Genomic DNA, 18,404 nt, shown 5'->3' with positions numbered 1-18,404 from the left:
TCGTTTAATTACGTTTCAACCGTTGAATAGGCATGCCTACCAACGCTTCAAAATAATGGACATTTTTCAGAAAGTTACCCTTAACCTGTTCTGACGCTGTTTTCGCCTGCACATAGCGGCTCGTAATTAGGGCCAGTGCATCGGCGGTTGTGCGCCCTTTCTGAATTTCAACTTCGGCCACCCGCAACGCCGTTAACGAAGCCTGCTCATCGATCAGATTGATTTTTAACAGTTGCTGGGTCGTGATCATGTCCTGATAAATGCCGATCAGGCTTTGCTTTAATTGCAGTTCGACAACATCTCGCTGAATAACCGATGCTTTGTAGTTTGAATATGCCTGCTTTACCTGGTGCTTTCGGCCAAACAGGTCATAGAGGGGTAGTCTGACATCAACGCCCACCCGGTATCCGTTCGAAATCTGCCCAAGGGCATCCCGGCCCGGAATGGAGGCCGACCCAGAGGATACAATCGACTGGTCACCCGTTGAGTAATTGACAAATCCAGCGACATTCTGCAAGATCTGGCGTTTGGCTACCTCGTACGATGAACTCAGTGAGTTAGACACCTCATTCTGATATTTGATGAGGGGTGAATGCGACACGGCCACTTTCATGATGTCATCGAATGGCATCAGTTGAACAGCAATATCCTGATTAATATCCAGATACAGGGTGTCATCAGCTAAACCCGATGACGGACCAAACGATACCAACCCACGACCTCCCCGGCTCTGGCCGGAACAAAATGAAAATGTGAACAGACCAACAAGTAAAAAAAGGCTGGCCTTACTGGTTACGGTAAAAAAACTAAAGTTTATCCTGAACATAATTTACAGTGCCACGTGTCTATACATCTCACGTTGATGGCGGTTATACAAAGTAGGGAGACTAGACGGTAAATAGGCAATTGTTTATTAAATGGTGCGTTAAATAGACCTGATCGATCCCCTATTTTACTAACCTATTTACCCAAGTTTCTTAACTATTCTGACTGTTTTATATTCGGATTGTCACAAAATGAAAACAACTAAGACACGGGAGTGCCCGTTGTGCTTGTATGTGGTGTATGCATGAATCGTTTGAACGCTTTACGCATGTTGAGAACCGCCCGCACAAAACTCAGTAACAGCAGCGGAACAAGCAGTAACTCACGGAATGTTATTCGCTTCCATAAATGAGTCGGTACGGATATAATTAAACTACCGCATAGCGTAAGCAATAGAATAAGAGGTGCTTCCCACAGACTTGGATTACCACTCAGGAAGCCTGCAACAATACAGCCGAATAATACCCCCAGCAGGAGAATCTTGGGCAGGAAGACAGCTTGAAGTACCTTAAAGCCACTGGCAAACCGGCCGTGGATAATTTCAGCGATGCCCCGTGAGAAATAAACGGTAATAAACTGCCACTGAGCAGCAATCCAGCGGGTACGTTGATTTTCAAACACCGCCCGATTGGCTACTTTTTCGTCATAAATGAAGGCGTCTTCGAGGTAACCTATCTTATGGCCGCTCAACACGATGTTCGTTTCTAGTTCTTTATCGTAACCGCCCATCGTGTGTTGTGTAGCCATGGCAGCTTTCATCAGGCCCGGTTCAAAGGCCATACCCGAGCCGATGGTTGCCGACGAAAGGCCTAATACGCGGCTTGCTTTCCGGAAGATATGGTTGTTAATCTCCTCACTAATGGCGTCCAGAATGGCGACGCTCGTATTGATATTTTTAGCTACGCGGTGGCCCTGAACAGCTCTCCACCCCTGAGCAAATGCCTGATTGATGCGACTCAGAAAATCGGGTGCCATGTGGTTGTCCGCATCCGACACCACCAGGATATCATATTGCTCCAGTGGTAACCGGGATAGGGCCGAATTGATAGCTTTCGCTACCGTTGAGACCTCAAACGAAACCTCCAGTACGTGAATGGGTAATGCAGCCAGTTTTGCCAGCGTCTGGGGCTGAAACGAGTCAGCAATGACAATCAGCTCATAGCGATCAGCGGGATATGTCTGTCTCAGGTTTTGGGTAACGGATTCGACAATCACAGCGTCTTCTTTATACGCTGGAATCAACACCCCTATTTTCCTATAAACTGACGTTGCCGGATCAGCATTCGTATCGTCAGCACGACCAAGTCGGCCAGCGATAGAGAATACAAGCCAGTAAAGTACATTAAGGGCAACAATTCCTAGTAAAATCAGGTAGGTAAAATAGACGATGATCATAATAAACCCTGAGTGCTGTCGGGTATTTTCTTTCTATTTTTGACCACTAATTTTATATCCGGTCACAAAAGCGACGCAACCGAACGCATCATTCCTACGTATAGAGTAGTATGCGCTACATCGTTGTTTTTGCTCAACAGGAAATTGGATACGCTGTGGGGTTCGATAACCTCGCCGATGCCATCGATTTCTTATTTTGGGGGTACGAGGAGTATGAACTGCTCCCCTACGGTACGTTCGACCTACTTACGGGGGACGTGTGGCCTTACGAACACCGGGGAGAGCGTATCGTAAACATTGATAATGAGATCATTAGCCGTACCGCTCAGCATTACATCAAATCGGCTATTCGGCATATGAACTGATCATGGTATTTACAAACGGGAAAGCCTCCCGAACGTATGTTCAGGAGGCTTTCCCGTTTGTAATAAGCTGTAAATAAACCCCTTACACCACCATAATATCTTTTTCCTTGGCGACAAAGGTTTCATCGATTCGGGCGATAAACGCATCGGTTAATTTCTGAACGCGCTCTTCCCCTACTTTAACGGCATCCTCCGACACACCCTCTTTGGTCAGCTTTCGAATATCGTCGTTCGTATCTTTCCGGATATTTCGCACATTGACTTTGGCGGTTTCTACCTCCTGCTTTACCTTTTTTACGAGGTCACGCCGACGTTCTTCGGTCAGGGGTGGAATGCTTAGTCGGATTTGCTCGCCGTCGTTATTCGGGTTAAGACCGAGGTTAGAATTACGGATAGCCTTCTCTACTTCACCAATGAGTTTTTTTTCAAAGGGCTTAATAACGAGGGTCCGGGCGTCGGGCGTATTCACGGAGGCAACCGTATGCAGGGGAGACATCATCCCGTAGTATTCGATCTGAATACCATCCAGCATACCGACATTTGCCTTACCAGCCCGGATTTTAGTCAACTCGATGGCCAGGTGCTTGAGCGCCTTTTCCATCGTATCTTTTGCATCGTCGAGAAATAACTCGATTTCTTCCATGAGTATAATGTACGATTTACGATGTACAAAATCCGATTCAAGCAACGCATCTGTCGCCAATCGTAAATCGCACATCAACTGGTTTTATTCTGGCAATTTCATGGTGATGAGCGTTCCCTGGTCATCATCTCCCTGCATCAAACGGAGCAGACTACCCTTCGTGTTCATGTTAAAAACAATGATGGGCAGGTTGTTTTCCTGGCAGAGCGTAAAGGCGGTCAAGTCCATAACGCTCAGTTTCTTTTCGTAAACGTCATCGAAGGTGATGGTGGTATACCGGGTGGCGCTTTTGTCTTTCATCGGATCGGCCGTGTAAACGCCATCGACTTTGGTACCCTTCAGGACCACATCGGCTTCAATTTCGATAGCCCGTAAACTGGCCGTTGTGTCGGTGGTGAAGTAAGGGCTTCCGGTACCGGCAGCAAAAATAACGACACGACCTTTTTCGAGGTGCCGCACTGCCCGCCGACGAACGTAGGGTTCGCAAACCTGCTCCATTTTGATGGCCGACATTACACGGGTATACATGCCATGTTTCTCAAATGAACTTTGGAGTGCCATTGCATTGATGACCGTTGCCAGCATGCCCATGTAATCGCCCTGTACACGATCGATGCCGGAACGCTCGCCAGAGACACCCCGGAAGATGTTGCCCCCGCCAATGACAATAGCCACCTCTACACCCAGGTCCACTACTTGTTTAATTTCCTGACTGTATTGTTCCAGTACAGCCGGGTCAATATTGTAACCGTTCGGCCCAGCAAGAGCCTCCCCACTCAGCTTGAGCAGGATGCGTTTATACTTTGTTTGCGATGTCATGAGGGAAAATTTGCGGGCAAAGATAAGAAAAACGAGCAAAGAGACGCGCGAAAATAGGATCAGGCCGACGTCCAAAGTTCCTGAAGTCGGTTTAGATCCCGTTTCATGGCGGCAAATACTTCCTTTTGTGGAATGGTCAGTTTCGTTGCGCCGTGCTCTGCACCACCCGTTGGATGTTCAATATGAAGCGATATAGGTACCTGAATACCATACTGTTTCAACAACTTGAAATAGGTTTTAAAGTCGACCATACCCTCGCCCAACGGCACGTCTTCAACGGTCGCTACGCCATTTTTGGTCGACCACCGAAAATCTTTAAGCGCGACGGATTTTATCTGTGGTTGAAGCAACCGAAGTCCATTGGGCCACGATTGCCCCCCTTCTACTGTCGCGTGACGAATATCATATTGAATACCGGTATGAACAGGATCGGCCAGTTTCAATATTTCCCAGAGCTCCCAGACCGATGAACCGACGAGCAAGCCCGCATGATTCTGATAACAACCAATCAGATTAAGGGTCTTATTTGCCTCGCCCAACGCCCGCAGTTGTTGCTGATACGTCAGAATAGAGTCAGGAATCGATTTTTTCTGGTCATACTGGTACCACTTCATCCGGTATAATTGAAACCCGGCTTTCGACGCAGCCTTAAGCACCCGCATATCGATTGCATTGGTTGCATCACCAACGGTGGTGGTCATCAATTTGGGCGTCAACCCAGCCTTTCTAATCGATTCGACGGCTTTGGGCAACTCATCCTCAACGCGTTCCGGACGGACATGCCCATCAGGACGAACGGTTAAATCGACGCCCTTGAACCCCATCTCAGCCGCAGCATCAGCCATATCGGCGTAATTCAGGAACTGTAAATGCTTGGAAAAAATATGGATGTCGGTCAGCGGTGATCCACCGGCGCTGGTCCATGCCGGGGAGTTCGTGGCTAGCAGTGGCAGAACGCCAGCCGCCAGGGCCGTCTGTTTCAGAAAATGACGTCGGGGGTAAAGTTGATCCATACCCTTAAAAGACATCTTACACAAATTCTACCAGTACCTGCCCTTTTTCAACGCGATCACCCTTGGCAATTCGAATTGTTTTTACGGTTCCGTCGCCGGGCGCTTTCAGGTTATTTTCCATTTTCATGGCTTCCAGAATCAGCAGGCTATCGCCTTTGCGGATCACATCGCCCGGCTGCACACTAATGCCCACAATCAGGCCCGGCATGGGTGCCTTCAACTCATTGACTTTCGTACCGGATGCACTGCTCATACCCATTTTTTCGAGCAACAAGTCAAAGCGGTCCTTAAGTTGAACGTGGTGAATGTGGCCGTTTATTTTCAAGCTCACCCGTTTTTCAGCCGCATTTATCTCCATAACTTCAGCCGTAAACGACCGATTCTGGTGGAGTATATGAAACGAGCGGTCGCTGATTTTTACCAGATCCCAGGCGAACGGTTCGTTATTGAGAAGTGGACCGTCGGCCGTAAAGTCAACGGAGAGAGGCTGGTCGTTCAGGGTTGTCTGGTACATAGTTATTAGAATAATGTTTCGCCTGGTTAAAACCCGGCGCAGGGCAATGTTATAAAAACCTACGATTTATTCACGAGCCAGATGCCCAGCAAACATACACCCATACCCGCAAATTGTACCGCATAAATTGTTTCTCCGTCCAGCACCCCCCACATCAGCGCGACAATTGGGATGAGGTAGGTTACAGATGCCGCAAACAAAGGAGAAGCGAGTTGCATGACCCGATTGAAGAAAATGGACATCAGGCCCGATCCGAATACACCCAGGGTAACGAGTGCCCACAGCGACCAGTTCGCGTGGGCGTCAACGACACGGGCGAAGAAATCTGTTGGTGCCAGGGTGAGCAGCGCTATAGGGCCGGCAAAGGCAAAGAGCCAGGCCGTAGAAACCAACGCAGGTAAGTGGCTCAAATACCGACCAATCAGATTCGTATTCAGACCATAACAAACCGTTGCGATCACAACCAGAATGGCGTATCCGTTTATCTGAAAGGACCCCGTTGCACTAAAAAATACCAGTAGTAATGACCCGCCCAGCCCGAGCAGAATTCCGGCTACCTGCCTGATTTTTAGCGACTGCCCAAAAAATACCGCGCCCAGAATAAGGGTAAACAAGGGACTAAGGGAATTGAGCGCACCAGCCAGCGAGCTGTTCAGGTGGGCACCGGCTTGGGCAAACAGGAAAGCCGGAATAACAAACCCAATGATTGCCGAAGCCAACAGAGCCACCCATCGGTGCCGAACGGCTAGCCGAATGTCAGCCTGCTGGCTTTGTCGGGCCAGGAAAGGCATAAAAAACAAGAGTGCAAATACCAGGCGCCCCGCCCCTACCTGCTCCGGCGGAAATACGCCCAGGCTGCGCTTGATGAGAATAAATGAACTCCCCCAGACTAATGCCAGCGCGCACAGCAATACCCACGCCAGCACCGGGCGTTTTTGAGGCAAAACAACAGGTTCTTCAACAGTCATGGGCTGGAATTGATGGCAACGAGACCCGTCAAACGTACCGATTAAACAAGCTCAACCAGGTAGGTTTCCTGTATCTCGTCAAGAATAGCGCTTACGCCACTGTACGAATCCATGGTGACCAAACGCATCCGGTAGGGTTTAAAATCAGGCAATCCTTTGAAATAATTGGCATAGTGCCGACGCATTTCAAACAGCCCAACGACTTCTCCTTTCCAGCGAATGGAAAAATCGAGATGCTGCCGACAAACGGCCACCCGATCGGCTACGGTTGGTGGGGACAAATGCTGACCCGTTTTGACAAAGTGCTTGATTTCGTTAAATATCCAGGGATGGCCAATGCTGGCCCGGCCAATCATGACCCCATCGACGCCGTAGCGGTTCTTATATTCCAGCGCTTTTTCTGGCGAGTCAATATCGCCGTTTCCAAAAATTGGGATCTGGATACGGGGATTGTCTTTTATGCGCCCGATAAGCGTCCAGTCAGCCTCGCCTTTATACATCTGCACACGCGTGCGACCATGAATGGTCAGCGCTTTAATGCCAATATCCTGTAAGCGTTCGGCCACTTCGCCCACGTTTTTTGTGCTCTCATCCCAGCCAAGCCGTGTTTTTACGGTTACAGGCAAATGCGTCGCTTTAACGACAGCTTCGGTCATACGAACCATTTTGGGAATATCCTGCAGCAAAGCCGCTCCGGCTCCCCGGCAGGCAACCTGTTTCACCGGGCAGCCGTAGTTAATGTCAATCAAATCAGGATTGGCCCGCGTAGCAATGCGCGAACACTCACCCATTGTTTCAACATCCGAACCGAAAAGCTGAATGCCGATAGGGCGCTCGTATTCGAAGATGTCCAGCTTTTGAACACTCTTGGCCGCGTCGCGAATGAGCCCTTCAGACGAAACGAATTCAGTGTACATTAAGTCGGCTCCGTTTGCTTTGCAAACCGCCCGAAAAGGCGGGTCACTCACATCCTCCATGGGAGCGAGCAATAACGGAAAATCCGGGAGCTGTATAGTACCAATATTGACCATTCAGTAGTATCGGGGCCTCAAACCCGAAATTAATGACGTACCAGATGTTTATCTTCTTAGGAACACAGCCCTGAGTCAGTCTTATTCCTCAGGCTTTTGTGTCTGTTTTAGCACAATCCAAAGGGCGAATTGGTTCCCTTGCACGAATTCTGCGAACTAGTCTGTAAATTTACAGGAAATTATGCAACCAAGTTATACGCCCCAAAGCGCTTCTTCACGACCACCCACCATTGGCGGACTGACCATGCTGGTCGGTTTCGTGCTGGTCGGCGGTGTTGTTAGTACGCTGCTGCTTTTCGGAATCATGGCCGTCAGCAAAGGCATGGGCTTTACCGAAGCGCAGAATTACCTCACCCGGCTAGCCGCTAATCCGTCGGCAGCGCCCGGTAGCTGGTACGAGCTGATGATTCTTCAGGCGGTCAATCACCTCGGCACGTTTTTCCTGCCTGCTCTTGTTTACTGGTACTTTATCGAACGCAGAACCTGGGACCAGTTCAACGTCCGTCCCATTTCGGCGGTAGCAGGCTTTGGTCTGATTGGCCTGATTGTTATCGCCTTCATGCCCTTCGACAGTTTTATTATCGACTGGAACCGGAACCTGCATCTGCCCGAAACCCTGGCCCCTGTTGAGCAATGGATTCGGGATAAAGAAAAGGGACTCGAAGGCATTACTAAATACCTGACAACGTTCGATACAACTAGCCAGTTGCTGGTGGCGATCCTCGTTATTGCCGTCATTCCGGCCATTGGCGAAGAAACACTCTTCCGGGGCATTTTGCAGCGGAACCTGACTGTCTGGACCAAAAACCCGCATGTCGGTATCTGGCTGGCAGCAGCTTTGTTCAGCGCGATTCACGTTCAGTTTCTGGGCTTTTTTCCCCGCATGTTGCTCGGAGCCTTATTTGGCTATCTGTACCTGTGGTCAGGTAATTTATGGGTACCCATACTGGCCCACTTTGTCAACAATGGGTTTACGGTATTTATGGTTTATATGCACCAGAAGAAACTGGTTTCCGTGGACATTGAAAGCACCGAGTCGATTCCCCTGGTGGGCGTGTTGGTTTCGGGAGCCATCACACTGGGTTTGTTAATCTATTTTCAGAAACGTAATCAGGAACGAGCCTTGTCGAGTGGCGAACGATAAGTAGTTGAATAACTGGCTTTACCCGGTTGCCTTCACACTCTTCATACTCAATGGCTTATTCCTATAAAACACCATGACAGAAACCTGGGAAGTAATTTACTCAACACCGCTGCCTCACCGAGCCGAACTAGCCAAAGCGTTATTGCTTGAACATGATATATCGGCCGTGGTTATCAATAAACAAAGCAGCAGTTATCCAACCATTGGCTGGGGAAAAAGCGAGGTTCATGTACTGGCCCAGGACGCTATCTTAGCTAAAGTAATTCTCGAGAATGAAGCAACGTTTAGCTAAACTTTCGAACCTCCAGCAGCGGGTCATTGCCGCCGTGGCCGGGGTTCCGTTTATTCTGTTCATGATCTGGTATGACGCCTGGACATTTGCGCTGTTGTTCTGCCTTGTCAGCGCCCTCACCCAGCGCGAGTTTTACCGGCTGCTTGGTCTCGATGGGTTTGAGCCCCTGACGGCTTATGGAACGGTGGTTGGCACCATGATTTGCGTACTAGCCTACTTTGTTGAGACCGATCAGATTGGCACCGGCAACTACTTCCTTATTTGCCCGGCCTCGTCCATGATTTTCCTGATCAAGCTGTACAAGAAACGGGACATGAAACCTTTTACCAACATCAGTTTCACGTTTCTGGGTATCATCTACGTAGCCATGCCGTTTGCGCTGCTGATTATTCTGGCGCTTCAGGGGGGCAGGTTTCACCCCATGATTATTACAGGATGCCTGTTGTTGCTTTGGGCGAGTGACATCGGGGCTTACTTCGCCGGCACCAAATTTGGTCGCCGAAAACTTTTCGAACGGGTTTCGCCCAAAAAATCGTGGGAAGGGAGTATTGGGGGCGCAGCCGCTGCGGCTATCGTGGCGCTGGGCCTTACGTTCTGGGCTCCCGAACTGCGCCCCTGGCAATGGTATTGCGTAGGCGGCATTATTGTCGTGACCGGCACATACGGCGATCTGGTCGAATCGTTATTTAAGCGAAGCATTGCCATTAAAGACTCTGGCAGCAGCATTCCGGGTCATGGCGGTTTTCTGGACCGTTTCGATGGTTTGTTGCTGGCCGCTCCGTTTATTATTACCTTTTTGAAACTGTTCGCGTGATGGGTAGATTTTACTGTGGCTAAGGTATTAGATTTTTATGGTGTACACATTTATATAACCAGTTCAACTGAAGGATTTTTAACCACAGAGGCACAAAGCGCACAGAGGTTCGAAAAGGCTACAGATTACCCTTTCGAACCTCTGTGCGCTTTGTGCCTCTGTGGTTAAAAAAATCTTCATAGAATACGAAATGGTTTCATCGTATTCCTATTTGTATACCGACGACATAAGACAACTTAACACTATAAACCAACTAAATGTCATACCGAAATCAGCTTAAATCTTGTTAAATAAAACTGATACACGGGCGGTTTGGTGCGGAATCCGTAGATTTGTATAGAGGTGTAAAGTAAACTTTCTTAAAATTCGGGTAATACAAATCATTCCTTGCCTTTTACTCGTTTACTTTGTAGTATGGTAACTTTGTCTATGAAAAAGTCGCTAACGTTGTTTGTCTTTATTCTGGTGTTGTCTGCGCTTGCGGGACTCTTTACGACTGCGCGGGCACAAGGGCAGGAACGGCAGATTACGTTCACGGGCTTCATCACCGGTGGTAAATCAAATGATGCCTTACCTGGCGCTTACATTTATATCCCGAAGGCAGGAAAAGGTGTTCTTTCGGCCCCGAATGGCTATTTTGCCTTGCCCGTTTTTCCGGGTGACAGTATCATTTTCAGCTATGTAGGTTTCAGGACTCAATACCACATTATCCCACGCCGGATAACCGACCTTACGTATTCGGCGGTTGTAGCGTTGCAGGAAGACGTTAAAACACTGGCTGAAGTAAAGGTTTACCCCTACGCAACGGAAGAACTGTTTAAAGAAGCCTTCGTTAACCTAAAACTTCCCGACGAAAAAGAACGCGAAAACCTGGCCCGGAACACCAGCCCGGAAGCCATTATGCGACAGGCGGCTACCATGCCCATGGGCGCACTTGCCAACCACCAGAACTTTGTGAATCAGCAGTTCTTTGGGCGCGAATCGCTCATTGGCCGCAGTGCCACGCCAACGTTTGCCTTTACAAACCCCTTTGCCTGGGCTAACTTCATCCGGTCTGTCAAACGAGGGGATCTGAAAACGAAGGAGTGGCGTAGCGAACTCAATAAAGCACCTCGGGAAAACCTAACCCGAAAGGATATTTTACAGGACGGAAACTGAGTATCTATCCATTAGTAACACAAATTTCACAGAACCCCTATCTGAATACGCCTATCTTTATGGATTGATCTAATCCATAAAGGATGTGTCACGTATCTCTCCATCAGCCCAAACACCCGGTAAGACTGCTGTCTGAATCCTGGCTACAACGGCTTTTTCTACTTCTGTTTTTCATTGTCTGCCACCTGATTACAGGTCGTGCCCAGTCGCTGATTATTGCAGAGCAGGTAAATCACCAATATCCAGATTCGGCCTTTCGACTCATCAAGCTTAAATTAGATAAAGCCGTTAGTCAGCACAACGAGTTAGCGCAGGGCGACTACCTGCAACAGATCGGTTCCCTCCTATACCATCAGGGCAGCTACGTTCAGGCCATCGATTACCTGCTTCAAGCCCAGAAAATATTTCGCAATGCGAATGATGAGCATCGGCTGGCCAACAATCACAACGAACTGGGTACGGTTTACTACTACAACGAACAGCCTGATCGGGCACTGACACAATTTACAGATGCACTGGCTTATTACCAGCGAAGTCGGAATGCAAAAGGGCTGGCCCAGACCTACGCCAACATTGGCCATATCTACGAGAAACGGCGGGACGCTAAAAAAGCCTATCAGTATCAGAAACAGGCGCTTGTTCATAGCCGAATAGCCAACGATACGGGTAGCCTGACGAAAATCTACGAGAACCTGGGGAGTATTTTTGAGGATGAAGCCCGATATGACTCAGCTCATAGTTACTACCAGCAGGCACTCGTATTAACCCAAAAAACCCATGATGGAATCGGCCAGATTGAAATCATCAACAACCTGGGGGATGTGTTCCGAAAAACGGGGCGCTACAAACAGGGCATGGCGTTATCGCAACAGGCGCTGCAACTCTCACAGCAAAAAAACGAACGGTATCAACTGAGTGCGGCACTCCGCGATATTGCCAAAACATTTCGACTTTTAAACCAGCCCGATAGTGCCTACAAATACATTGAACTGAGTCGGGACTTAACCGATGAAATCTACGCAATCGAAAACAATCGCCAGATTACGTTGCTTCAAACCTTGTTCGATGTCGAACGCAAAGACAGTGAAATAGCCCAATTGAATGCCCAAAAACAAGTCGACCTGATTATTATTACGGCCACCTGCGTTGTGTTGTTACTAATCGGGGTTCTGGCTTTCGTTATTATAAGCCGCCAGCGGTTAAAGATTCGGAATGAACAAGCCCTTAATCAGCAGAACCAGCAGATTTTCAGCACGCAAAACGAGTTGATGCGGGCCGAGCTGAAGAATAAACAACTGGAGGAGGAAAACTTAAAAGGCCAGCTGGAGCTGAAAAGTAAAGAGCTAACCTCACATACGCTGCAAATTATTCAGAAAAATCAGGTGCTCGAAGCGATAAAAGATGACCTGGCCGTTATTCTGAAAGACGACAAACGGGATCAGAAAAAGCAGCTTCGTCAATTGCTCGAGAAGATTGGGCAGAGCTTCGACCGGGATAAATACTGGGATGATTTCCGTCGCATTTTTGACCAGATTCACCCGCATTTCTTTGAGCAGCTGGCCCATCAATTTCCCGATTTGACGCCTACCGACCTGCGCCTGATTGCGCTCCTCAAAATGAATATCAATTCGGCCGACGTGGCTACGTTGCTCGGCATATCTTCCGATAGCCTGCGGGTGTCCCGCTATCGCTTGCGTAAAAAAATTGGATTAGCCGAGGGCGAATCACTCTCAGCCTACATTCACAGCGTTTCGGTTCAGCGGCTCCCCGCTCCCGAAAATAGCCCTGTTTAATTGAGCATAATGCTGACTAAACAGATAACATAAAGTCGGCTCAAGCTTGTATCTATCCATGGACTGTGGAAACAGCGCGCCCCATGGAAAAGTATAAACATCTTCATGTTCGTGGTCCGTGTCCTCCTAGACCACCGAAAAAATATCTCCATTCGTCTGCCTTCATTACTCCAAATAGCCCTTAACAATTAGGAAACAGCTTGTTAACAATAACATAATGGAGATCAGTCTGACCAACAAATCTCTATCAATCAATGACTTATACATATATGTTGCCTGCCTGTTAACGCCTTAAACGTCCTTGTTGCCTTCCTGTTAACGGGTCAGATTTGTCCCGCTCCCCTTCTTCCTCACACCTTTGCGTCATCAATCCCACACGACGCTGGGTGAGCACATAACGAAGAATATCAATCTTGCTACACTGGATGAATCGACTACTACTGACTAGTATCTGCCTGCTTTCCGTACTTGATGTTTTGGCGGGTACGATCCGGGGCAGAGCAGTGGATGCCACAACGGGTCAGCCTATCATTGGCGCAACGTTGATCATTGAAAATACTAAATTCTTTAATGTATCGGGTTTGGATGGTTCGTTTAGTATTAAGAACGTCCCCAGCGGCTCGTATAAGATTCGCATTAGTTACGTATCCTACCGAACCATGACCCGCGATGTCGTTATTACTAGCGACGACCATACGCTGACGCTGGATTTACCCCTTGAAACCGAATCGGACCGGGAAATAGCGGAGGTGACGGTCAAAGGAAAGCGGGACGGATCGAGCGACCGAACGGCCCGCGACCTCGAGCGCAATGCCTTGCAGGTTACCAACATCGTATCCGGGCGAACCATTGAACTATCGCCTGACCTGACCGTAGCCAATGTCATTCAGCGGGTGTCGGGTATTTCTATTGAGCGCAACAGCAACGGCGATGGTCAATATGCCATTTTGCGGGGCATGGACAAACGCTACAATTACACCCTCGTTAACGGCGTCAAGATTCCCAGCCCCGATAACCGGTATCGCTACGTACCCCTCGACATTTTTCCGTCGGAACTACTGGATCGCCTGGAGGTATACAAAGCCCTGACACCCAGCATGGAAGGTGACGCTGTGGGGGGAGCCATCAACATGGTGATGAAAGACGCTCCGGAACGGCTAACCGTACTGGCAAATTTGGCGACGGGGTACAGCGAATTATTTCTGAATCGCCCCTTCGTGAGTTTCGACGCGAAGAATGTCAATAGCCAATCGCCATACGAGCAATACGGCAATCAGTATAGTGCCAAGTTTGCTGATTTCAACAAGGCATCGACCACCTACACCAGCCATAATCCGTCCCCAAACCTGATTGGCAGTTTTGCCATTGGCAATCGCTTTCTCAACCAACGATTCGGAATCATGCTGGCCGGAAGTTTGCAAAACACCTTCCGAGGTAGCAACAGCCTGTTTTTCAATGGCGATGTCGTTGATACGCTACGGGGCATAACCCTGACCAAACAAAGCGAACGGCAGTATTCCGAACACCAGACCCGTTCCGGTCTTCATGCCAAGATGGACTTTCGCGTCAACGAGAACAACAAAATCCAATGGTTCAACGCCCTCATCAGCCTCAGGAATGAACAGATCCGCGAAACGAAATCGACAGAATTGGGCATTGGCGGATTCGATCCGGTACTCGGTAACGCTACGCTTGGCTATGAAACGCGTTCCCGACTGACCAAACAGAAGATCTACAATAGTACCCTGCAAGGCACTCATCAGCTGACGTCTGCGCTCGGTTTGACCTGGTCGGCGGTTTACTCACTGGCGGCCAACGACGTGCCCGACCAAACCTATGTTTCACTGCTGGGCATTCGCAAAAACTTCGTTGACAGCCGCACAACCGTGCAGGATGGCACCCGGCGCTGGGAACACAACACGGACAATGACCTGGCGGGCTACCTGAACCTCACCCTCAAAACCAATCTGGCGGGCATGGCTGTCGAGTGGATGGCAGGTGGCCTCTACCGCGACAAGCAACGGACCAATTTTTACAACAATTACACCCTACGGCCAACCAATCCATTTGCCCAGTACGGCGTTGATTTTACCGACTACAATCAAATTTCGTATAACATACAGAACCCGCTTGGTTCAGTAGCGTCGGCCCTCAGCTATGATGCCAGCGAGACGACGACTTCGGGTTACCTGCAATTTCGCACCACCGACCAGCCGCTGGAAGTAACGGGTGGCGTTCGCGTCGAGCACACCGATCAAGGCTATGCGATGAAGTTCCCGATTGGCGAAGACCAGCCCGTGGGGAGCCAGATTTATACGGACGTGTTGCCGAGCCTGCATTTTCGCTACCGCCCTACCGAGACAACGAACTGGCGGCTCTCCTATTTCCGGTCGCTCAACCGGCCGGGCTTTTTCGAGATCGTTCCGTATCGGATCGTAAACGAAGAATACCAGGAACGCGGCAACCCGAACCTGAAACGGGTCATTGCGGATAACGTTGATCTGCGGTACGAGTTTTTCCCCCGCCCCCTGGAGCAGTTTATGATCGGCCTGTTCTACAAACACCTCAAGGACCCCATCGAATACACGCTTCAGAAAGATGCCATCCGGGGACAGGATTTGTACTACGGACCCGGCAACTTCGGCAACGCAACCAACTTTGGTTTGGAACTCGACGCCATCAAATACTTTCGGCAGTGGGGTCTCAAAGCCAACTATACTTACACCAACTCCAGCATCACGACCCCCAAATCCAAGCGTATCCGCAACGCCCAAGGCGACCTGCAAACGATCACCGTCAACCAGACCCGTGCCTTGTACGGCCAGTCGGCTCACGTCGCAAATCTCTCTCTGCTCTACAAAAGCAGCGAACATGGCTGGGATGGCCAACTGGCCGCCAGCTATACCGGCGGACGCATCAATACGGTATCGCAGTTTGTGGATAACGACCTGTATCAGAAAGGATTCGTGCAAATGGACGCGTCCCTCGAAAAACGCATAAAAGGTGGCTTCCTGCTATTTGCCAAGGCGAATAACCTGCTGAATACGCCCACCGAGATTTTCATCAAGAATACCAGTCCGAAAAATTCGGATGTGCCGAATCAGGATGTGTCCGGCAAAACGCTCATCCGGCGCGATTACTTCCAGCGCTCCTACGTGCTGGGCATACGCTACAAACTTTAATAGTCATTACTAACCAATCAATTACCATGAAACAAGCATTTATTCTGGCCGCGCTCTCCGCTGCGGTGTTAGTGGGTTGTTCAAAAACCAATGATACGGGCTCGACCGTTACGCCTGCACCAGCTCCCGTTGTTAAAGAAGCCGTTTCGGGCGATGTATCGGGTGTTTGGGAAAAAGGCAGCACCTACAAGATTACGGGGCATTTGCAGGTGCCCGCCAGCCAGTCGCTGGTGATTCAGGAAGGCGTCACGGTCGTTTTCAGCGATTCGACCGTGAAACCGGAGTTTATCGTCAAAGGCAATCTGTACATCATGGGCACATCAGCCAACCCGGTGAAACTGACGGTGCCCGACGCCTGGAAAACAACGGCGAACCAGTGGGGTAGCCTGTGGGGTGGTATCATTGCCGCGCCTACCTGCGCCGAACTCCTGATCGACAACGCGATTCTCGAATATGGTGGTGCCGTAACAACCGAGAGCTCTCCCTCCGTGAAAGCCGGTTTGTATAAGGCAGCTGCCGGAAACCACGTGCCCGCCGTAAACTACTCGAACGTGAATGGGAAGCTGGTCATTGTCAACAGCCGGTTGAACAACCAGAACGAAGATGGTTTTTACATCGAAGGGGGCAAAGTAATTATTGCCAACAACAAAATCTACACGCTGGGCGTATCGGGGGGCGACGCCATCAACATCAAGTCGGGTGTGCAGGCCGACGTGGCTTTCAATCTTGTGTATAGCCCAAACACAAACGCCTTAAAACTTTCGAATACCGGCGACCGGACGCCACAGGCGTATGTTATTGCGTATAACAACACGATTGTGAACGCAGGCTGGCGTCGGCCAACCATTAAAGGCGGATCAATTTGGGTAGAAGTTGCGGTTCGTGCTGAGTTGTACAATAACCTGCTGGCCAACGACCGGTTCGGTATCAAGCGCGATCCTAAAAACCCCGAAGATGCACGGTCAAAAGTGAGCAACAACCTGTACTATAACTACACGGCCGAAGGTGTTACGAACTTCCAGCCGACGGCCGAAATCCTGACAGGGACGAACGACGTGATCAGTAAAACGGCGGGTGACAATGATCCGAAGTTTGTGAATTACCCGCTCAACACGGATCAGAAAAATGCCGCATTCAATACAGCCTGGGATTTCCGGCTGCAAAGCGGCTCGCCTGCCATTGGTAAAGGCACAACCAGCTTCACGCGTTTATATGCCGATGGCCTTTCGTTGTCGAATGGCACGAACTACAAATCGCCCGCCCCTTCGACAACCATTGGTGCGTTCGGAACTAATTAATACGTAGCCTTAAAGCTGGTACACGAAGAGATGCTGGCCAATTCAGCCATCTGCTACTCCTGGCAAATCTGGGTGTACCAGCCTATGTTCATGAAAAATCACCTGCCGCTTCTACTAACCTTCCTCACAATAGCCTGCCAATCGTCGGCGCAAAACGTTGTCAAGCCGGTTATCATAACCGATACAGTACGGCATGATACCGACGATCCGGCCATCTGGATCAATCCCAAAGACCCGGCGCAAAGTCTGGTTATTGGCACCGATAAAGATCAGGACGGCGGCTTGTATGTCTTTGATTTGAAGGGAAAAATTGTTCGTGAAGTGCACAATCTCAAACGCCCCGACAACGTAGACGTAGCGTATGGCCTGACGCTCGCGGGTAAACCAACTGATATTGCCGTGACCACCGAACGGTTTACCCATAAGCTCCGTATTTTCTCGTTGCCCGATATGAAGCCCGTTGATAACGGTGGGCTAGAGATGTTCGTTGGCGATACAAGCAATGGGTTTCGGGATTTGATGGGCATTGCCCTCTATAAAAATCCAGCAGGCGTTCTGTACGCCATGGTTGGCCGCAAATCAGGGCCAACAGATGGCTCCTACATTGGCCAGTACCGACTCGAAGATGATGGCAAAGGCCAGGTTCGGGCCACCCTGGTCCGGAAGTTCGGGTCATATAGCGGCAAGAAAGAAATTGAATCCATTGCCGTCGACAATGAACTTGGCTATGTGTATTATTCCGATGAAGGGGTTGGTGTTCGGAAGTACTATGCCGACCCCGAAAAAGGCAGCCAGGAGTTAGCGTTATTTGCCAAAACTGGGTTTGCAGAAGATCACGAAGGCATTTCCATTTACAAAACGGGTCCGAAAACAGGCTATATCCTGGTATCCGATCAGGGGGCGAATCAGTTTCACATCTTCAAACGGGAAGGCGAAGCGAATAATCCGAATGAGTACAAACTGGTCAAAATTGTAAAAGTGGCGGCCCAGGTAAGCGACGGCTCCGACGTGACCAACGTAGCATTGGGCAAGCAGTTTCCCCACGGTCTGTTCGTTGTCATGTCCGACGATAAAACGTTCCACTACTACCGCTGGGAAGACGTGATGAAATGACGTAGGATGTATGATATAGGACGTATGGTGTATGAAA

Annotated in this window: 17 protein-coding genes; 9 read left to right on the top strand and 8 right to left on the bottom strand. The window is 49.5% G+C overall.

Going from position 1 to position 18,404, the window contains the following annotated elements; all coding sequences use genetic code 11:
- Positions 1-4 precede the first annotated feature (4 nt).
- Positions 5-826 (bottom strand): TolC family protein, encoded by an 822-nt coding sequence (locus SD10_RS09920; protein ID WP_046573660.1) that lies wholly within the window; start codon positions 824-826, stop codon positions 5-7.
- A gap of 200 nt (positions 827-1,026) precedes the next feature.
- Entirely contained in the window at positions 1,027-2,220 is a 1,194-nt protein-coding gene (locus SD10_RS09915) for a glycosyltransferase (protein WP_179945493.1), read from the bottom strand.
- A 110-nt stretch (positions 2,221-2,330) separates the two neighbouring features.
- On the opposite strand from SD10_RS09915, the gene SD10_RS09910 reads away from it, so the two are divergent.
- Entirely contained in the window at positions 2,331-2,585 is a 255-nt protein-coding gene (locus SD10_RS09910; protein ID WP_046573658.1) for a hypothetical protein, read from the top strand.
- A gap of 82 nt (positions 2,586-2,667) precedes the next feature.
- On the opposite strand, the gene frr is transcribed toward SD10_RS09910, so the two are convergent.
- From frr to dusB, 6 genes are all read right to left on the bottom strand, one after another.
- Entirely contained in the window at positions 2,668-3,228 is a 561-nt protein-coding gene (gene frr, locus SD10_RS09905; protein WP_046579314.1) for a ribosome recycling factor, read from the bottom strand.
- Positions 3,229-3,312: 84 nt separating this feature from the next.
- A complete protein-coding gene (gene pyrH / locus SD10_RS09900) occupies positions 3,313-4,047 on the bottom strand; it encodes a UMP kinase (protein WP_046579312.1) in 735 nt (244 codons plus the stop codon).
- A 59-nt stretch (positions 4,048-4,106) separates the two neighbouring features.
- Positions 4,107-5,060, bottom strand: coding sequence for a sugar phosphate isomerase/epimerase family protein (locus SD10_RS09895; protein ID WP_046579311.1), 954 nt, complete (start codon positions 5,058-5,060; stop codon positions 4,107-4,109).
- A 16-nt stretch (positions 5,061-5,076) separates the two neighbouring features.
- Positions 5,077-5,574, bottom strand: coding sequence for an acetyl-CoA carboxylase biotin carboxyl carrier protein subunit (locus SD10_RS09890; protein WP_046573657.1), 498 nt, complete (start codon positions 5,572-5,574; stop codon positions 5,077-5,079).
- A 59-nt stretch (positions 5,575-5,633) separates the two neighbouring features.
- Positions 5,634-6,542, bottom strand: a complete 909-nt coding sequence (locus SD10_RS09885; RefSeq protein WP_046573656.1) for a DMT family transporter — start codon at positions 6,540-6,542, stop codon at positions 5,634-5,636.
- A 41-nt stretch (positions 6,543-6,583) separates the two neighbouring features.
- Complete coding sequence (gene dusB, locus SD10_RS09880) at positions 6,584-7,573, bottom strand: tRNA dihydrouridine synthase DusB (protein ID WP_046573655.1); 990 nt, start codon at positions 7,571-7,573, stop codon at positions 6,584-6,586.
- A gap of 244 nt (positions 7,574-7,817) precedes the next feature.
- On the opposite strand from dusB, the gene SD10_RS09875 reads away from it, so the two are divergent.
- The 8 genes from SD10_RS09875 to SD10_RS09840 all read left to right on the top strand — a co-directional run bounded on the left by SD10_RS09875 (position 7,818) and on the right by SD10_RS09840 (position 18,367).
- Entirely contained in the window at positions 7,818-8,717 is a 900-nt protein-coding gene (locus SD10_RS09875; protein WP_046573654.1) for a CPBP family intramembrane glutamic endopeptidase, read from the top strand.
- Between the two features lie 73 nt (positions 8,718-8,790).
- On the top strand, positions 8,791-9,009 hold the full coding sequence (locus SD10_RS09870) for a putative signal transducing protein (RefSeq protein WP_046573653.1): 219 nt from the start codon (positions 8,791-8,793) through the stop codon (positions 9,007-9,009).
- Positions 8,990-9,823, top strand: coding sequence for a phosphatidate cytidylyltransferase (locus SD10_RS09865; RefSeq protein ID WP_046573652.1), 834 nt, complete (start codon positions 8,990-8,992; stop codon positions 9,821-9,823). Before SD10_RS09870 ends, SD10_RS09865 begins: the two co-directional genes overlap by 20 nt.
- A 429-nt stretch (positions 9,824-10,252) precedes the next feature.
- Complete coding sequence (locus tag SD10_RS09860) at positions 10,253-10,981, top strand: carboxypeptidase-like regulatory domain-containing protein (RefSeq protein ID WP_046579308.1); 729 nt, start codon at positions 10,253-10,255, stop codon at positions 10,979-10,981.
- Positions 10,982-11,064: 83 nt separating this feature from the next.
- A complete protein-coding gene (locus tag SD10_RS09855) occupies positions 11,065-12,774 on the top strand; it encodes a tetratricopeptide repeat protein (protein WP_046573651.1) in 1,710 nt (569 codons plus the stop codon).
- Positions 12,775-13,199: 425 nt separating this feature from the next.
- Positions 13,200-15,956, top strand: a complete 2,757-nt coding sequence (locus tag SD10_RS09850; RefSeq protein WP_046573650.1) for a TonB-dependent receptor — start codon at positions 13,200-13,202, stop codon at positions 15,954-15,956.
- A 26-nt stretch (positions 15,957-15,982) separates the two neighbouring features.
- Positions 15,983-17,254 (top strand): hypothetical protein, encoded by a 1,272-nt coding sequence (locus tag SD10_RS09845; RefSeq protein WP_046573649.1) that lies wholly within the window; start codon positions 15,983-15,985, stop codon positions 17,252-17,254.
- Between the two features lie 90 nt (positions 17,255-17,344).
- Positions 17,345-18,367 carry a phytase gene (locus SD10_RS09840; protein WP_046579307.1) on the top strand — a complete coding sequence of 341 codons (1,023 nt, stop codon included), beginning with the start codon at positions 17,345-17,347 and terminating at the stop codon, positions 18,365-18,367.
- The last annotated feature ends 37 nt before the right edge of the window (positions 18,368-18,404 follow it).

Origin of the sequence: Spirosoma radiotolerans, from assembly GCF_000974425.1 — a bacterium.
GTDB lineage: Bacteria > Bacteroidota > Bacteroidia > Cytophagales > Spirosomataceae > Spirosoma > Spirosoma radiotolerans.
The sequence above is the reverse complement of the archived record's forward strand: the minus strand, read 5'-3'. Positions and strand labels throughout refer to the sequence as shown.